At 71.1% G+C, this 14,442-nt stretch carries 14 protein-coding genes and 2 pseudogenes; 10 read left to right on the plus strand and 6 right to left on the minus strand.

Features of this window, described 5'->3' with window-relative positions; all coding sequences use genetic code 11:
• Positions 1-302 (minus strand): annotated as a pseudogene (locus D471_RS0115990) (hypothetical protein); the annotation flags it as partial.
• A complete protein-coding gene (locus D471_RS0115995; RefSeq protein WP_017599553.1) occupies positions 299-829 on the minus strand; it encodes a SigE family RNA polymerase sigma factor in 531 nt (176 codons plus the stop codon). The gene D471_RS0115995 and the pseudogene D471_RS0115990, both read right to left, overlap by 4 nt.
• 347 nt (positions 830-1,176) lie before the next feature.
• Here D471_RS0115995 and D471_RS0116000 point away from each other — a divergent pair, with 347 nt between their 5' ends.
• The 6 genes from D471_RS0116000 to era all read left to right on the plus strand — a co-directional run bounded on the left by D471_RS0116000 (position 1,177) and on the right by era (position 6,240).
• Positions 1,177-1,527 carry a histidine triad nucleotide-binding protein gene (locus D471_RS0116000; protein ID WP_017599554.1) on the plus strand — a complete coding sequence of 117 codons (351 nt, stop codon included), beginning with the start codon at positions 1,177-1,179 and terminating at the stop codon, positions 1,525-1,527.
• Positions 1,528-1,801: 274 nt separating this feature from the next.
• A complete protein-coding gene (locus D471_RS0116005) occupies positions 1,802-2,893 on the plus strand; it encodes a PhoH family protein (RefSeq protein WP_017599555.1) in 1,092 nt (363 codons plus the stop codon).
• A 157-nt stretch (positions 2,894-3,050) separates the two neighbouring features.
• Positions 3,051-3,539 (plus strand): rRNA maturation RNase YbeY, encoded by a 489-nt coding sequence (ybeY, locus tag D471_RS0116010; RefSeq protein WP_017599556.1) that lies wholly within the window; start codon positions 3,051-3,053, stop codon positions 3,537-3,539.
• Positions 3,536-4,921: a hemolysin family protein gene (locus D471_RS0116015; protein WP_017599557.1), complete on the plus strand. Its 1,386-nt coding sequence runs from the start codon at positions 3,536-3,538 to the stop codon at positions 4,919-4,921. The genes ybeY and D471_RS0116015 overlap by 4 nt, the downstream gene beginning before the upstream one ends.
• Positions 4,918-5,262 carry a hypothetical protein gene (locus tag D471_RS0116020; RefSeq protein WP_017599558.1) on the plus strand — a complete coding sequence of 115 codons (345 nt, stop codon included), beginning with the start codon at positions 4,918-4,920 and terminating at the stop codon, positions 5,260-5,262. The genes D471_RS0116015 and D471_RS0116020 overlap by 4 nt, the downstream gene beginning before the upstream one ends.
• Before the next feature lie 9 nt (positions 5,263-5,271).
• Positions 5,272-6,240: a GTPase Era gene (era, locus tag D471_RS0116025; protein ID WP_017599559.1), complete on the plus strand. Its 969-nt coding sequence runs from the start codon at positions 5,272-5,274 to the stop codon at positions 6,238-6,240.
• 167 nt (positions 6,241-6,407) lie between these two features.
• Here era and D471_RS0116030 read toward each other — a convergent pair whose 3' ends face one another.
• Positions 6,408-7,142, minus strand: a complete 735-nt coding sequence (locus tag D471_RS0116030; RefSeq protein ID WP_026127781.1) for an IclR family transcriptional regulator — start codon at positions 7,140-7,142, stop codon at positions 6,408-6,410.
• Between the two features lie 341 nt (positions 7,143-7,483).
• Between D471_RS0116030 and D471_RS0116035 the strand changes: the two genes are divergently transcribed.
• The 4 genes from D471_RS0116035 to D471_RS0116050 all read left to right on the plus strand — a co-directional run bounded on the left by D471_RS0116035 (position 7,484) and on the right by D471_RS0116050 (position 10,695).
• Complete coding sequence (locus tag D471_RS0116035; protein WP_017599561.1) at positions 7,484-8,764, plus strand: DUF6986 family protein; 1,281 nt, start codon at positions 7,484-7,486, stop codon at positions 8,762-8,764.
• Positions 8,764-10,113: an allantoinase AllB gene (gene allB, locus D471_RS0116040; RefSeq protein WP_017599562.1), complete on the plus strand. Its 1,350-nt coding sequence runs from the start codon at positions 8,764-8,766 to the stop codon at positions 10,111-10,113. Before D471_RS0116035 ends, allB begins: the two co-directional genes overlap by 1 nt.
• 101 nt (positions 10,114-10,214) lie before the next feature.
• Positions 10,215-10,439, plus strand: a complete 225-nt coding sequence (gene relB, locus D471_RS0116045) for a type II toxin-antitoxin system RelB family antitoxin (protein ID WP_017599563.1) — start codon at positions 10,215-10,217, stop codon at positions 10,437-10,439.
• Complete coding sequence (locus D471_RS0116050; RefSeq protein WP_017599564.1) at positions 10,423-10,695, plus strand: type II toxin-antitoxin system RelE family toxin; 273 nt, start codon at positions 10,423-10,425, stop codon at positions 10,693-10,695. The genes relB and D471_RS0116050 overlap by 17 nt, the downstream gene beginning before the upstream one ends.
• Here the strand turns inward: D471_RS0116050 and D471_RS41830 are convergent.
• The 3 genes and pseudogenes from D471_RS41830 to D471_RS34655 form a co-directional block, all read right to left on the minus strand.
• On the minus strand, positions 10,643-10,960 hold the full coding sequence (locus D471_RS41830; RefSeq protein ID WP_338045339.1) for a type II toxin-antitoxin system VapB family antitoxin: 318 nt from the start codon (positions 10,958-10,960) through the stop codon (positions 10,643-10,645). The genes D471_RS0116050 and D471_RS41830 overlap by 53 nt on opposite strands.
• Before the next feature lie 16 nt (positions 10,961-10,976).
• Positions 10,977-12,227, minus strand: a pseudogene (locus D471_RS0116055) (M14 family metallopeptidase); the annotation flags it as partial.
• Between the two features lie 270 nt (positions 12,228-12,497).
• Positions 12,498-14,442, minus strand: a 1,945-nt coding sequence (locus tag D471_RS34655) for an ATP-binding protein (RefSeq protein ID WP_017599566.1), incomplete at its 5' end; no start/stop codon positions are given.

Genomic DNA, 14,442 nt, shown 5'->3' on the forward strand with positions numbered 1-14,442 from the left:
TCCTCGGAGGGGGCGGCCGCCGGGGGTGCGCCCTCGCGGTTGGCGCCCGCGGGGACGATCTCCAGCACCTGGTCGCGGACCTCGGGGTTGGAGATGACCACGGACGCGGCGATCAGGACCGCCCCCGCCACCGCGAGCGCGGGGCGTAGCCAGGGCAGTCCGAACCAACCGCCTCGGGCGCGCCCGGTCCGCTCACGGATCAGGTTCAGCCCCTCCGCGGAGGGCTCGCACGCGTCCGCCTCGGATCTGAGGATCGAGCGGAGTCGGCTCTCGAACTCGTCGTTCTCGGATGGGCTGCTCATGTCGTCTGCTCCAGGACGGAGCGGAGCGCGGAGATACCACGGGACGTGTGACTCTTCACCGCGCCCTTGCTGATCCCCATGGCGTCCGCGATCTGCGCCTCGGACAGGTCGCCGTAGTACCGGAGCACGATGGCCTCTCGCTGACGGGTGGGTAGTTTGCGCAGGGCCCTGATCACGGCCTCGCGCTCCAACTGGTTCATGGCGCCGTGCTCCGCGCTGGGAGCGTCCGGTAGCGCCTTGGGTGCGTGCTTCTCCACGACGGCCCGGTGGCGCAGCACCGACCGCGCCTTGTTCACGACCGCCTGCCGAAGGTAGGACAGGGCCTTGTTGGGGTCGCGCAGCCGTCGCCAGGCCGAGTGCATGGCGACGAAGGAGTCCTGCACGACCTCCTCCGCGGTCGCGTGGTCCCGGACGAGCAGCGAGGCGAGACGGACCAGCGGTCGGTAGTGCTCCCGATAGAGTTCGGTCACCGCGTGGTCGGCGTCCCAGCCCACGGCGAGGGGAGCCGTGGTGGCTCCCGCCACCATGGTTTCTGTCGTCACATCAGTTCGACGCACACCCTTGTCGCGGGGTTTACGAAAGGGCATACCTCTTCTTTTCCAAGTAGGGGTGCGTTCCGGTCCGAACACGCTGGAGGGTGGACATCGGCGGAGGAGGCCGACGACCCGACGCGCACGGGTGCAAAGCCTATCGCGATTCTTCCGATGGGAGACGCGGTACCAGGTGTTCCGGTCCGGGCCTTCACGGTCCCGGTGGCCGGGACCTGCGGCATCATGGTGACCGGACAATCCGAGACGGCCGCTCCGCCGAAACCCGCCATGCGGGGCGCGGGAGCGGGAACAACCGGGCGACAGTCCCCCGACGGAGGTAATCGATGGCCGAGGCCGACTGCCTTTTCTGCAAGATCGTACGGGGGGAGGTGCCCGCCGAGATCGTCCGCGAGGGCAAGCGCACCGTCGCCTTCCGCGACATCAACCCCCAGGCCCCCACGCACGTGCTGATCGTCCCGCGTGACCACCACCCCGACGCCGCGGCCGCCGCGGCCGCCGGGACGGGGCTGTTGGACGAGATCGCGTTGGAGGCCCGTGAGGTGGCCGAGGCCGAGGGCGTGGCCGACGCGGGGTACCGCTTGGTGTTCAACACCGGGAGCGGCGCCGGGCAGACGGTGTTCCACCTGCACGGTCACCTGCTCGGCGGACGCGGCCTGAACTGGCCGCCCGGGTAGACGGCGCCTGGCGCGGGACCTTCGCCTCGCGGCGGCCCGCGTCAACATCCCTGCTCCGGGCAGGCGCGAGGGCGTGGCCGCGGTCGAAAAAGCGATCGATCAGGATGACGGCGCGTTGGTAGACTCGAGGCGTGGCCCCAGGGGCCGGGGAGCCGCAGGAGGCACCGGTTCGAAGAACGGGCCCGGTACCGGCTCGGGTGCCGCAGGCGTCGCACCCCGCCAGCGAGGGCGGGGTCGGATCGAAGGGTAGGGACAGCGGCCGCAAGGCCCCGTCATGGCCGAGACAACGCACACGCAACCGCGACAGGACACCCAGGTCAAGGTCGTGGTCCCGGACGAGCACACGATGGTCAGCCTGCTGGGCTCGGGGGACGAACTCCTCAGGGTTCTGGAACGGGCCTTCGACAGTGACATCCACGTCCGTGGGAACGAGTTCACGATCAGCGGCAGCCCCGAGGAGACCGCGGTCGTGGTCCGCCTCGTCGAGGAGCTCATCGAACTCGCCAAGAGCGGCACCCACGTCACCCCCGACACCATCGAGCGCATGATCCACATGCTGCGCACGCCCGGCTCGGAACGCCCGGCCGACGTGCTCACCACCAACATCCTGTCCAACCGGGGCAGGACCATCCGCCCCAAGACCGTCAACCAGAAGCGGTACGTCGACGTCATCGACCGGCACACGGTCGTGTTCGGCATCGGTCCGGCGGGAACCGGCAAGACCTACCTGGCGATGGCCAAGGCCGTCAAGGCGCTCCAGGACAAGGAGGTCAACCGGATCATCCTCACCCGCCCCGCGGTCGAGGCGGGCGAGCGGCTGGGCTTCCTGCCGGGCACGCTCTACGAGAAGATCGACCCCTACCTGAGGCCGCTGTACGACGCGCTGCACGACATGCTCGACCCCGACTCGATCCCCAAGCTGATGTCGGCCGGGACCATCGAGGTCGCGCCCCTGGCGTACATGCGCGGGCGTAGTCTCAACGACTCCTTCATCATCCTGGACGAGGCCCAGAACACCTCGCCCGAGCAGATGAAGATGTTCCTCACCAGGCTCGGCTTCGGGTCCAAGATCGTCGTGACCGGTGACGTCACGCAGGTCGACCTCCCCGGCGGGCAGACCAGCGGTCTGCGCACCATCGAGAACATCCTGAGTGACATCGACGACATCGCCTTCTGTCGCCTGTCCAGCGAGGACGTGGTCCGCCACAAGCTCGTCGGGCAGATCGTGGACGCCTACGGCCGCTACGACGCCGCCCAGGGCGGCCGCTCGGGTGCCAACGGCGGACGGCCCCGCCGCACGGGGCCCCGGCAGGGCTCCGCCGACACCCCGACCGACACCGGCCCCGGGAGCCCCCACGCGAAATAGCGGGCAGACTGGAGTAGTACAACGTTCGAGCTGGTGGGCCCGCCGTGGTGCGGGCCCACCGGTGTCGGACGCCCCGGCGCGGCCGCAGGCGGTGACGCGCCGCCGGGCGGTCACCCCGCCCGGCCATGACGATTTCCAAGTGAGGCATCCGCAAACGATGAGTATCGACGTCGCCAACGAGTCGGGCGTCACCACCGTGGACGAGGAGCGACTCTCCCGCCTGGCTCGGCACGTGCTCGACGCCATGCGCGTCCACCCGCTGGCGGAGCTCTCCGTCGTCCTGGTGGACGAGGAGCCGATGACGGACCTGCACGTGCGGTGGATGGACGAGCCCGGACCCACCGACGTTCTGTCCTTCCCGATGGACGAGCTGCGTCCCGGAGGCCCCGGCCGTACCAGTGAACCGGGCGTCCTCGGTGACGTGATCATCTGCCCCCAGGTGGCCGAGCGCCAGGCGCTCAAGGCCGGGCACCCGACCGAGGCCGAGATCGACCTGCTGTGCACGCACGGCATCCTGCACCTGCTCGGCTACGACCACGCCGAGCCGGACGAGCACAAGGAGATGTTCGGCCTCCAAGGCGAGATCCTCGCCTCCTGGCGCGAGCGTGAGGCGGCCTCGGCCGGGGGAGACGAGAGCGACCGATGAGCGCCGCGTCGGCCCCGACGGCGTTGGCCGCGGGTGATCCCGTCCTGTGGGGCGGCGCGTTCGCCGCCGCCCTGCTGCTGATCGCCGTGGCCGGGTTCCTGGCCGCCGCCGAGGTGGCCGTCACCCGGGTGGGCTCGGTCGGACTGCCCGAGAGCCCTGGTGAGAGGGGCACCGGCCCCCGCTGGGAGAGGGTGGCCGCCGACCCGACCCGTCACCTCAACGTCCTGCTGTTCCTGCGCGTGGTCGCCGAGGTGTGCGCGACCCTGGCCACCGCGCTGGGCATGGTGTTCCTGCTGGGCCCGGGCTGGCCCGCGCTGGTCCTGGCGCTCCTGACACTGGTCGTGGTGGAGTCGGTGTTCGTCGCGATCGCCCCGCGCATCCTGGGCCGCCAGTTCGCCGGACCGATCGCCAGGGCCAGCGCCGCCGTCCTCCACCCGGCGCAGGTGGTGGTGAGCCCGGTCGCCCAACTCCTGGTGGGGCTGGGACGGGCGCTCACCCCGAGGGGCAAGGGGGACCGCGAGGGACCGTTCAGCACCGAGGTCGAGCTGCGTCAACTCGTGGACCTGGCCGAGCGCGGCGAGGTCATCGACCCCGAGGAACGCCAGATGATCCACTCGGTGTTCAAGCTCGACGACACCTCCGTACGCGAGGTGATGGTGCCGAGGCCCGACATCGTGTTCACCAACCGGGACGCGGACGCCGACGCGGTCCTGTCGCTCGCCCTGGCCAGCGGCTACTCACGGATCCCCGTGACGGGTGAGGACGAGGACGACGTGGTCGGCATCGTCTACCTCAAGGACGTCGTCGAGCGGCTGCGCGACCGCTGGTCGGCCACCGCCGGAGGGGGCGAGGAGCCGCCGCTGTCGGCGGGGGGCGTGATGCGTCCGGCGACGTACGTACCCGACACCAAGCCCATCGACGAGCTGCTGCGCGAGATGCAAAAGCACCGCAACCACGTCGCCGTGGCCATCGACGAGTACGGCGGTACCGCGGGTCTGGTGACCCTGGAGGACATCGTGGAGGAGATCGTCGGTGAGATCACCGACGAGTACGACCACGAGATCCCGCCCGTGCAGTGGCTGGACGGGACCCGGGTGCGTGTGACGGCGCGCCTGCCGTTGGGGGAACTCGACGAACTGTTCCCCGACCGGGACCTGGACGTGCCCGACGTCGAGACGGTCGGCGGTCTGGTCGCCTTCGTGCTGGGGCGGGTCCCCACGGGCGGGGCACAGGCGCAATACGCTGGTCTCAGACTCACCCTGGAAGGCCGCAACGGCCGCCGGAACCGCCTGACCACGGTGTTGGTGGAGCGTCTGCCGGACGGCGGCGGGGCCCCCGACGGTCAGGGGAAGAACGAGGACGTAAGGAGCACGGAGCAGTGACGGAGACGACGGGGCTGGGCCCCGAGGACGGCAAGCTCATCACCCTCGCCCGGGCCTCGAGGGCCCGCAACGCGGCGGCCGAGGGCGCGGCGGTGCGCGACGAGACCGGGCGCACCTACGTCGCCACGACGGTCGCGCTGCCCTCGCTCCAGCTGACCGCGTTGCAGGCGGCCGTCGCGGCGGCCGTGTCAAGCGAGGCCTCCGCCCTGGAGGCCGCGGTGGTGGTGACCGAGGCCAAGGAACTGACTGAGGACGACCGCGCGGTGGCGGACGACCTGAAGACCCAGCTGGTGGTGATCGCGGCCCCTGACGGGGTGCCCGCGAGCGTCACCCGGCGCTGAGAAGGAATGATGAACGACCTCGACCTGGAGAAGCTGCTGCTTCCGCTGCCCGCGCCCTCCCACCCGGAGGGTTTCCGCAGCGGGTTCGCCTGCTTCGTGGGCCGCCCCAACGTGGGCAAGTCCACCCTGATGAACGCGTTGGTCGGTCAGAAGGTGGCGATCACCAGCAACCGGCCGCAGACGACACGGCGGACGGTGCGCGGGATCGTCCACCGGTCGGACGCGCAGCTGATCATCGTGGACACACCCGGCCTGCACAAGCCCCGCACACTGCTGGGGGAGCGGCTGGACTCGCTGGTGCGGTCCACGTTGGTCGAGGTGGACGTGATCGCGTTCTGCCTGCCCGCCAACGAGCCGATCGGGCGGGGTGACACCTACATCGCCAAGGAACTGGCGGAGCAGACCAACACCCCCGTGGTCGCGCTGGTCACCAAGACCGACCTGGTCGACCGGGAGACCGTCGGCAAACAGCTGCTCGCGGTGCAGGAGCTGGGCGAGTGGGCCGACATCGTCCCGGTGTCGGCGGAGGGCGGTTTCCAACTCGACACCGTCACCGACGTGCTGTGCTCCCACCTGCCCGAGGGGCCGCCGCTGTACCCGGACGGAGACCTGACGGACGAGCCCGACGAGATGCTCGTGGCGGAGTTGGTCCGCGAGGCCGCCCTGGAGGGTGTGCGCGACGAGTTGCCGCACTCGATCGCGGTGGTCGTGGACGAGATGAACGAGCGGGAGAACACCAGGCCGGGCAAGGAGCTGGTGGACATCTACGCCTCGCTGTACGTGGAGCGCTCCAGCCAGAAGGCGATCGTCATCGGGTCGAAGGGATCCCGGCTGCGGGACGTCGGTTCGCGGGCCCGCAAGCAGATCGAGGGGCTGCTGGGGCGGCGGGTCTTCCTGGACCTGCGCGTGCGGGTGGCCAAGGACTGGCAGCGCGACCCCAAGCAGCTGCGCAGACTGGGCTTCGACCAGCAGACCTAGTCTTTGTGGTCCTCCGCTTCGCTTTGGGCCGGGTTCGGGCGCCCGAGGGGCAGGGATTCTTCCTCCTCGGCGGCGCCCGAACGACACCCCCCTTGGGCGGCCGTGCCAAGGAACGGAAGCGGGCCGTGGCCGACGCCGGCCACGGCCCCTCCGTCATCGGGGGCCGGTCAGCTCTGGTTGTTGAGGTCGGTGGCCAGGGTGCGGGCGGCCTCCTGGACCAGGGGAGCGGCGCGGTCGACGAACTCCCAGGTCACGCGGCGGTCCGGGCCCGACACGGACACGGCCATCTGAGAGGGTGCGCCCTCGACCGGGACCGCCACGCAGCGCACGCCGATCTCCTGCTCGCCGTCGTCGATGGCGAAGCCGCGTTCGCGGATGCGCTGGAGTTCGGCGGCGAAGTCCTCGGGGTTGGTGATGGTGCGGTCGGTCGCGGCGGGCATGCCCGTACGGCGCACGGTCGCCAGCGCCTCGTCGTCACTGAGCTGTGAGAGCAGGGCCTTGCCGACCCCGGCCGAGTGCGGCAGGACACGCCGGCCGACCTCGGTGAACATGCGCATGGCGTGCGGTGAGGGCACCTGCGCCACGTAGATGACCTTGTCGCCGTCGAGCATCGCCAGGTTGGCGGTCTCGCCCAGGACCTCGACCAGGTGGGCGAGGTGCGGCCGGGCCCAGGTGCCGAGCATCTGCGAGGCCTTGTCGCCCAGACCGATCAGCCGGGGGCCGAGGGCGTAGCGGCGCGAGGGCAGCTGCCGTACGTAGCCGTTGCCGACCAGGGTGCGGATGATGCGGTGGATGGTCGGCAGCGGCAGCTGGGACGACTCGGCGAGTTGGCTGAGGGAGGTCTCACCGCCCGCCTCCGCCATGATCTCCAGTAGGGCGAAGGCGCGTTCGAGGGACTGCACCCCACCGGAACGACCGCGCCTGCCGGTCTCCTCGGTCAGGGGCGGGGTGTCCGTCTGGGTGGTCTGCGAGGCTGACAAAGGTCATGCTCCCATGTGAAGGCCGCTTGAGGTCACGGTCTTTATTCTGCGATACGAAAAGTACTTCCCATCTCTGAGTCCTCTATAGCACGTGGCCGTCACGTAGTGCTGCCCGAATCCACATGGTTCGGGGCGATCAGGGGTACTCCCGACACCACTGAACTCTTGTTATTCCGAATCGCAGAAGTTAACATCCGCATATAGGAATTTTGGTGGGCCTTCCCACGGGAGGCCGAGCCACCCCCACGGAGAGGAACCGCAACGTGACAGCGGAGGACCCCCTGTCCCTCGACGATCTCACCACCGCGCTGGACGCGCGCCTGGCCGACGCCGACGCGCGCCTGGCCCGTGAGTACCCCGGGGCCAACACGGCTCGTCAGCCGGTGCACACCGTCTACGTTCCCGCCGACCGGATCCGTCCGGGGCTGGCCGCCGACTGGGGGCGCGACGCCCTGACGGCCCTCGACGAGTTCGCCCCCAAGGCCGCCGACCTCGCCGAGGTCACCGGGCTGAGCGAGTCCGCCGTGGCCGAGGCGCTGCCCCGTGTGCGCGCCAAACTCACCCGCGAACCGATCGAGGACCTGCGCGCCGACCTGGAGGACGGGTACGGGAACCGCGGTGACGAGGCCGAGGACGCCGACGTGGCCTCCGCCGCCGGGGCCTTCTGCGCCGACCTGGAGGCGGGCACCGCCACCCCCTACTTCGGCATCCGGATGAAGGGCATGGAGGCCGCCGGACGGCACCGCGGGATCCGCAGCCTCACCCTGTTCCTCCAGACCCTCCTGGAGCGTCGCGGCTCCCTCCCGGACAACCTCGTCCTCACCCTGCCCAAGATCACCTCCGTCGAACAGGTCGAGGCCATGGCCTGGGTCTGCGAGCGGTTGGAGAAGCGCTTCGACCTGCCCGAGGGGCGCCTGCGGTTCGAGCTCCAGATCGAGACCCCCCAGTCGATCCTGCTCCAGGACGGCACCGCCGCCGTGGCCCGGATGATCGGGGCGAGCCAGGGCCGCGCGAGCGCGCTGCACTACGGCACCTACGACTACAGCGCGGCCTGCGGGATCACCGCCGCCTACCAGAGCCTGGCCCACCCGGTCGCCGACCACGCCAAGGCCGTCATGCAGCTCGCCGCCGCGGGTACCGGCGTGTGGCTCTCCGACGGGGGCAGCAACATCCTGCCCGTGGGAGGGCGCGCTGAGGTACACGACGCCTGGCGGCTGCACTCCGGCCTGGTCCGCCGATCCCTGGAGCGCGGGTACTACCAGGGTTGGGACCTGCACCCGAACCAGCTGCCCATGCGCTTCCTGGCCACCTACGCCTTCTACCGGGAGGCGTTCGCGCCCGCCGCGGCCCGCCTCAAGGCCTACTTCGGCGCCGTGGCCGGTGGCGTCATGGATGAGCCCGCCACCGCGCAGGCGCTGGCGTCAGCCCTGGTCAACGGGTTGCGCTGCGGCGCTCTGGACGAGGACGAGATCGAAGAGCACACCGGGACGGACACGGCCACGCTGCTGGCCCTGGCCACCCGCCGAGTCGGACAGGAGCAGTGATGACCACCCACGACCTCCTCGTGCGCGCGAGCCGCGCCGTCACCCCCGAGGGAGAGCGGGCGGTGACCGTCGCCGTCACCGACGGCCGGATCACCGCCGTCCTGCCCGGCGCGGACGCCCCCGCCACCGCGGACAGGGAGATCACCCTGGCTGACGACGAGGTGCTGCTGCCCGGCCTGGTCGACTCCCACGTGCACGTCAACGAACCGGGCCGCACCGAGTGGGAGGGCTTCGCCAGCGCCACCCGCGCCGCCGCTCTGGGCGGGGTGACCACGATCGTCGACATGCCGCTCAACAGCGTGCCCCCGACCACCACGGTGGACGGCCTGAGCACCAAGCGTTCCGTGGCGCGCGACCAGGTCGCCGTGGACGTCGGGTTCTGGGGCGGCGCCGTGCCCGAGAACAGCACCCCCGGCACGACCAAGGAGCTGCGGGCGCTGCACGAGCAGGGCGTGTACGGGTTCAAGGCGTTCCTGTCGCCGTCCGGAGTGGACGAGTTCGGCCACCTGTCACCCGACCAGCTGCGCACGGCGGCGGAGGCGATCGGCGAGTTCGGCGGCCAGATCATCGTGCACGCCGAGGACCCGTCGGTGCTGGACGAGGCTCCCGCCGCGTCGGGCCGCGAGTACGCGGACTTTTTGGCCTCGCGTCCGGACGAGGCTGAGCACGAGGCGATCGCGCTGGTCATCGAGACCGCCCGCCGGACCGGGACCCGGGCGCACATCCTGCACCTGTCCAGTGCCTCGGCACTGCCGCTGATCGCCCAGGCCCGGGCCGACGGCGTGCCGCTGACCGTGGAGACGTGCCCGCACTACCTGACGCTGGAGGCCGAGGCGATCCCCGCCGGGGCCACCCAGTTCAAGTGCTGCCCGCCCATCCGCGACCACGCCAACCGCGACCTGCTGTGGCGGGCGCTGTCGGACGGCCTGATCGACTGCGTGGTCAGCGACCACTCACCGAGCACGCCGGACCTGAAGGACCTGGACACGGGGGACTTCGGGACGGCCTGGGGCGGGGTGTCCGGGCTCCAGGTCGGTTTCAGCGCGGTGTGGACCGAGGCGCGCCGGCGCGGTGTGCCCCTGGTGGACGTCGTGCGGTGGATGTCCTCCGGCCCGGCACGGGTCGCCGGGGTCGAGGGCAAGGGCGCGATCGTCGAGGGCGGCGACGCGGACTTCGCGGTCGTGGCCCCCGAGGAGCCGCTGCGCGTGGTCGCGCGCGACCTCCAGCACAAGAACCCGGTGAGCGCCTACGACGGCGCCGACCTGGTGGGCCGGGTGCGCCGCACGATCCTGCGCGGCGCGGACGTCGACCTGGCCGCCCCCGCCGGGCGGCTGCTGACCCGGGGCTGAGGCTCCTGGCAGCGCGGTCCCGGCGCGAGCGCGTGCCGGGACCGTCACGCGCCGAGGGCTCCCTGGTTGCTATACTTGTATAGCAACCAGGGAGGTTCACCATGTTGGCACTGCGACTTCCGGCCGAGATCGAGGAGAGACTCGAAGCTCTGGCCAAGGAAACCGGCAGGTCGAAGAGCTTCTACGCCCGAGAGGCGATCGTCGCTCACCTGGATGAGCTGGAAGAGGTCTACATCGCCGAGAGCAGGCTTGAGGACCTGCGGGCGGGGCGGAGCGGTACGACGCCGCTCTCGGACGTGATGGACGAGTATGGCCTGGAAAGTTGAACTTCACGACGACGCCAAGCGTGAGCTGCGCAAGCTGGACGGACAGGTCGCACGAAGAATCCTCCGGTTCCTGAACGACCGGATCTCGGGCACCGAGGATCCACGCGCTCTCGGGGATGCTCTGCAGGGCAACAGGCTGGGTGACCTCTGGCGCTATCGAGTCGGGGACTATCGGATCATCGCTGACATCCAGGACGGGATCGTCACGGTTCTCGTTCTTCACGTGGGTCACCGGAGCCAGGTGTATCGGGGCTGACCACAGGGGCTCCCACTCGCAGGGCGGACATCCGTCGCGCGCGTTCGACCATCTGCCGGAGGGCGGCGTTGACGGTTTCCTCGGGGGTCGAGGTGCCCAGGACCGCGGCGGCTCTGGTCAGTGCCTCGTCGTCGATGTCGATCAGGGCTATGCTCACGGAGGCCTCCCGGCGTTCGATCTCTGACCACCCTAGGGATGCCGGGTCGATCGCAGTGCGCAATCCACGGACTGGTGGCCCCGGCGCGCGGTCGCGCGCCGGGGCCACGGGTGTGGGCGGGGGCAGCCNCCTCCTCGCCGATGATGCGGTACGGGCAGTCGGCGTAGTCGAGCAGGCGCAGGACGGCCTCCCGGTTACGCGCGGTCTCCCGGTCGATCACCGAGGACGGCGGGTAGAAGCCGCCGCCCCAGTAACTGCTCGGGTACATCTCGTAGGTGAAGTTGACGATCCGCTGGTCGCCCCACAGCCAGTCGTTGATCGTCCCGTCCGTCACGTACAGGTCGCTGGACTGCTGGGGCGTGTACCCGTTGGCCTGGGCCATGTGCGTGCCCAGTGCCGCGTGGGTGTCGTACTCGTCGCGGTTCATCCCGTTGGTCACCTCGTCGTAGGTGTAGCCGAACGGCCACAGGATGAGCTCGCTGTAGGTGTGGAAGTCGATCGCGGACGTGATCTGCTGCTCGCCGCCGACCACCCGGCCGCGCACGAAGTCGGCGACCGCCGAGACCTCGGGGGCGGACTCGGGGTAGGCGCCCCGGTAGGTCGAGCTGGACGTGCTGCCCGACGAACCGCCGCAGCAGCCCCAGTTGTAGTCCCAGTTGCGGTTCAGGTCCGTGCCGACGTAGGACGAACCCGCGTTGGGCTGCCGGTTCTTGCGCCAGTACCGCCACGACGAGCCCGCCATGTCGTACTCGGCGCCGTCGGGGTTGACGTTGGGCAGGATCCAGATCTCCCGGTTGTCCACCAGGTCGGTGATCCTGGCGTCGGAGCCGTACTCGCTGGTGAACAGCTCCATCAGGTACACGGCCATCTCGACCGTCAGGTGCTCGCGGGCGTGCTGCGAGTGCGTGAACAGGACCTCGGGCTCGTCCTCGTCCGAGCCGACGTTGTCGCTGATCTTGACCGCGATCAGCTCACGCCCCTGGTAGGAGTACCCGTAGACCGACTGGGCGGCGATCCCGGGGTTCTGGGCGGTCACCTGGTCCACGACGTCCCGCAGTTCCGCGTACGTGGTGTACCCGTTGTCGGGGGCGAGCTGCGTGGTGGGCGGGGCGAACTCGGTGACCTCGTACCCGAGGTCGTCGATGGCCTCGACGCTCTCGGAGGTCGCGGTGACGAGCACCGTGTCGGCGCTGATGTCGTCGATCGCCGCGCCGGTCGAGGCGATCTCGGTCCGTTCCTGGGCGGTCGACACGCCGCTGACCTCGTACAGCGCGGGGTCGTCGGCGGACTCGGCGCTGACGGGGCTGAACAGTCCGAGGACCAGCGCGCCGATCGCGAGGGGGGTGAGGATTCTTCGGGGGGTGGGGGAACGCATGACACTGCCTCCGTGGAGCGGGGGGTGAGGCATCGGGCATTTGGCGTCATTGCTAAATAAAGCCGCAAATGCTGTCAATCCGTCTAACTGAGCGTGTCCATCGGAGCGGAACGCCTGGTTTGACGCCTTCGGCAGGTGGGGCCCGCTTCCCGAGGCGGCCGACGGGCACACACCGTGGCCGGATGTGGCCACAGTGTGCACGGGGCGCACACCCCCGGCGGTCGGCGCGCGGACCCTTTCGAGGCCCGTCCGCGAGCCCGCCGGAGGCGGCTAACCGACCGGTGCCCGCGCCGGCGTCCAGCCGATCGCGGCCCCGGTCCCGGACGTGTGCCCGAACGCGAACTCCTGGTCCGCGTCGGCGGTGCCGATCAGCGCGTGGACGGCCCTGGTGAGGCGGTCGACGTCGAACCGGTCGCCGGGTTGCAGCGGCACCCCGACGTCCTCCCGGGCGCTCGCGGCGGCACCCAACAGCCGCGCGGCGAGCACACCGTCCCCCTCGGCGGCGGCCACGCCCGCCAACCCCTCCAGGGAGAAGGCCACCGCGCGGGGATCATCACTCTGGCGGGCGTATTCCAGCCCCTCGGCGTGCCGCTCCCGCGCCGCCCGCGGGTCCCCGCGCATCTCGGCGCAGAATCCCAGTTCGGCCAGGGTGAAGGCCAGTCCCGGCCGGTAGCCGTCCTCCCGGTGGCTGGCCAGGACCGCGGAGAAGTGCTCCTCAGCCTCGTCGACGCGCCCGCGTCGCCGCGCGCTCAATCCCAGACCCACGCGGGCGAACCGCGCCCGATCAGACAGGCCCTGCTCGGTGGCCACGGCGATGGCGCGGCGGTTGGCCTCGTCCGATGCGTCGAGGTCCCCGTTGAGCAGGTGGACCCGCGCGATCCGGGTGTGCTCCTCGACCACCGACGGCCACAGGCCGATCCGCTCCGCCTGGTCCAGCGCGTCGCGGTGCAGCCGCGCCGCCTCCGCGTAGTCGCCCTCGATCCCGGCCAGCACACCGAGCAGGTTGCCCGCGCGAACCCGCCCCCAGGGTTCGCCCAGCTCCTCGAACAGCGACAGGCTCTCCCGCCCGTCGCGCCCGGCCTCGGCCAACTCGCTGCGCCGCAGCGCCCGCCAACCGCGCATGTGCAGGGCGAAGGCCCGCCACCACTGGTCCGACCGGGCCTCGAAGATCGCCAGGGCCGCCGCCAAATGCTCGTCCGGCAGCTCCAGGCGCGTCCCCTCCAGCTCCGCCGTGCGCGTCATGAAGACCAGGACCGTGCGGGCCCGGGCGAGCGCGACGGGGTCCGGCAGCCGTGCCGCCAGGTCGATCGCGGTCCGGGCCGTCTCCATCGCCTCCGGAGCGGGGGCGTCCGCGAAGGACAGGGCGGCGTGCCAGAGCAGTCCGGCGGCGCGGTCGGCGTCGGCGGCGTCACCCGCCGCGGCCAGGGCCAGAGACAGCAGACGGTGTCCCTCTCGGTAGCGCCCGCGCAGGTACCAGTACCAGCCGAGGGAGCCGGTGATGCGCAGGGCCAGCCCGGCCTCCCCCCGGGCGGCGGCCCCCTCCACGGACGTGCGCAGGTTCGTCGTCTCGTGGTCCAGCCGTTCCAGGTGGCGCCCGTGTTCGCCGCCGGGGCCGAAGAGGCGCGGCTCGAACCGCGCGGCCTCCTCGGCCAGGTGCTCGGCCAGCGCGCGCATGGCCGCGGTCTCCTCACCGGCGTCGACCAGCCGCTCTCGCGCGAAGGCCCGGATGGTCTCCAGCAGCCGGTACCGGGTGGAGGGCGGGTCCGGCTCGGCCACGACCAGGGACCGGTCCACGAGCGAGGCGAGCAGCCCGGCCACGCTCGGGCGCCCGAGCGCGGGTGCGCCCTCGGGGGAGAGGCCGGCGATCGCCTCCGCCTCGTCCAGGTCGAACGGCCCGGCGTGCACCGACAGGCGGCGCAGGACGGCCCGCTCCTGGTCGTCGAGCGTCTGCCAGCTCCAGTCCACCAGGGCGTGCAGGGTGCGCTGGCGTTCGTGCAGGCCAGGGCCCGCGCTGCCCAGGACCTGGAAACGGTGGTCCAGGCGGGCGGCCAGCTCGTGTACGCCGAGGGAGCGCACCCGGGCCGCGGCCAGTTCCAGGGCCAGCGGCAGTCCGTCCAGGTGGCGGCAGATCGCGGCGACGGCGGCGGCGTTGTCCGCGTCCACCGTGAACTCGGGCAGGGAGGCGGCCACCCGCTGGGTGAACAGTTCGGCAGCC

Origin of the sequence: Nocardiopsis lucentensis DSM 44048, from assembly GCF_000341125.1 — a bacterium.
In the GTDB taxonomy this organism is placed as follows: domain Bacteria; phylum Actinomycetota; class Actinomycetes; order Streptosporangiales; family Streptosporangiaceae; genus Nocardiopsis; species Nocardiopsis lucentensis.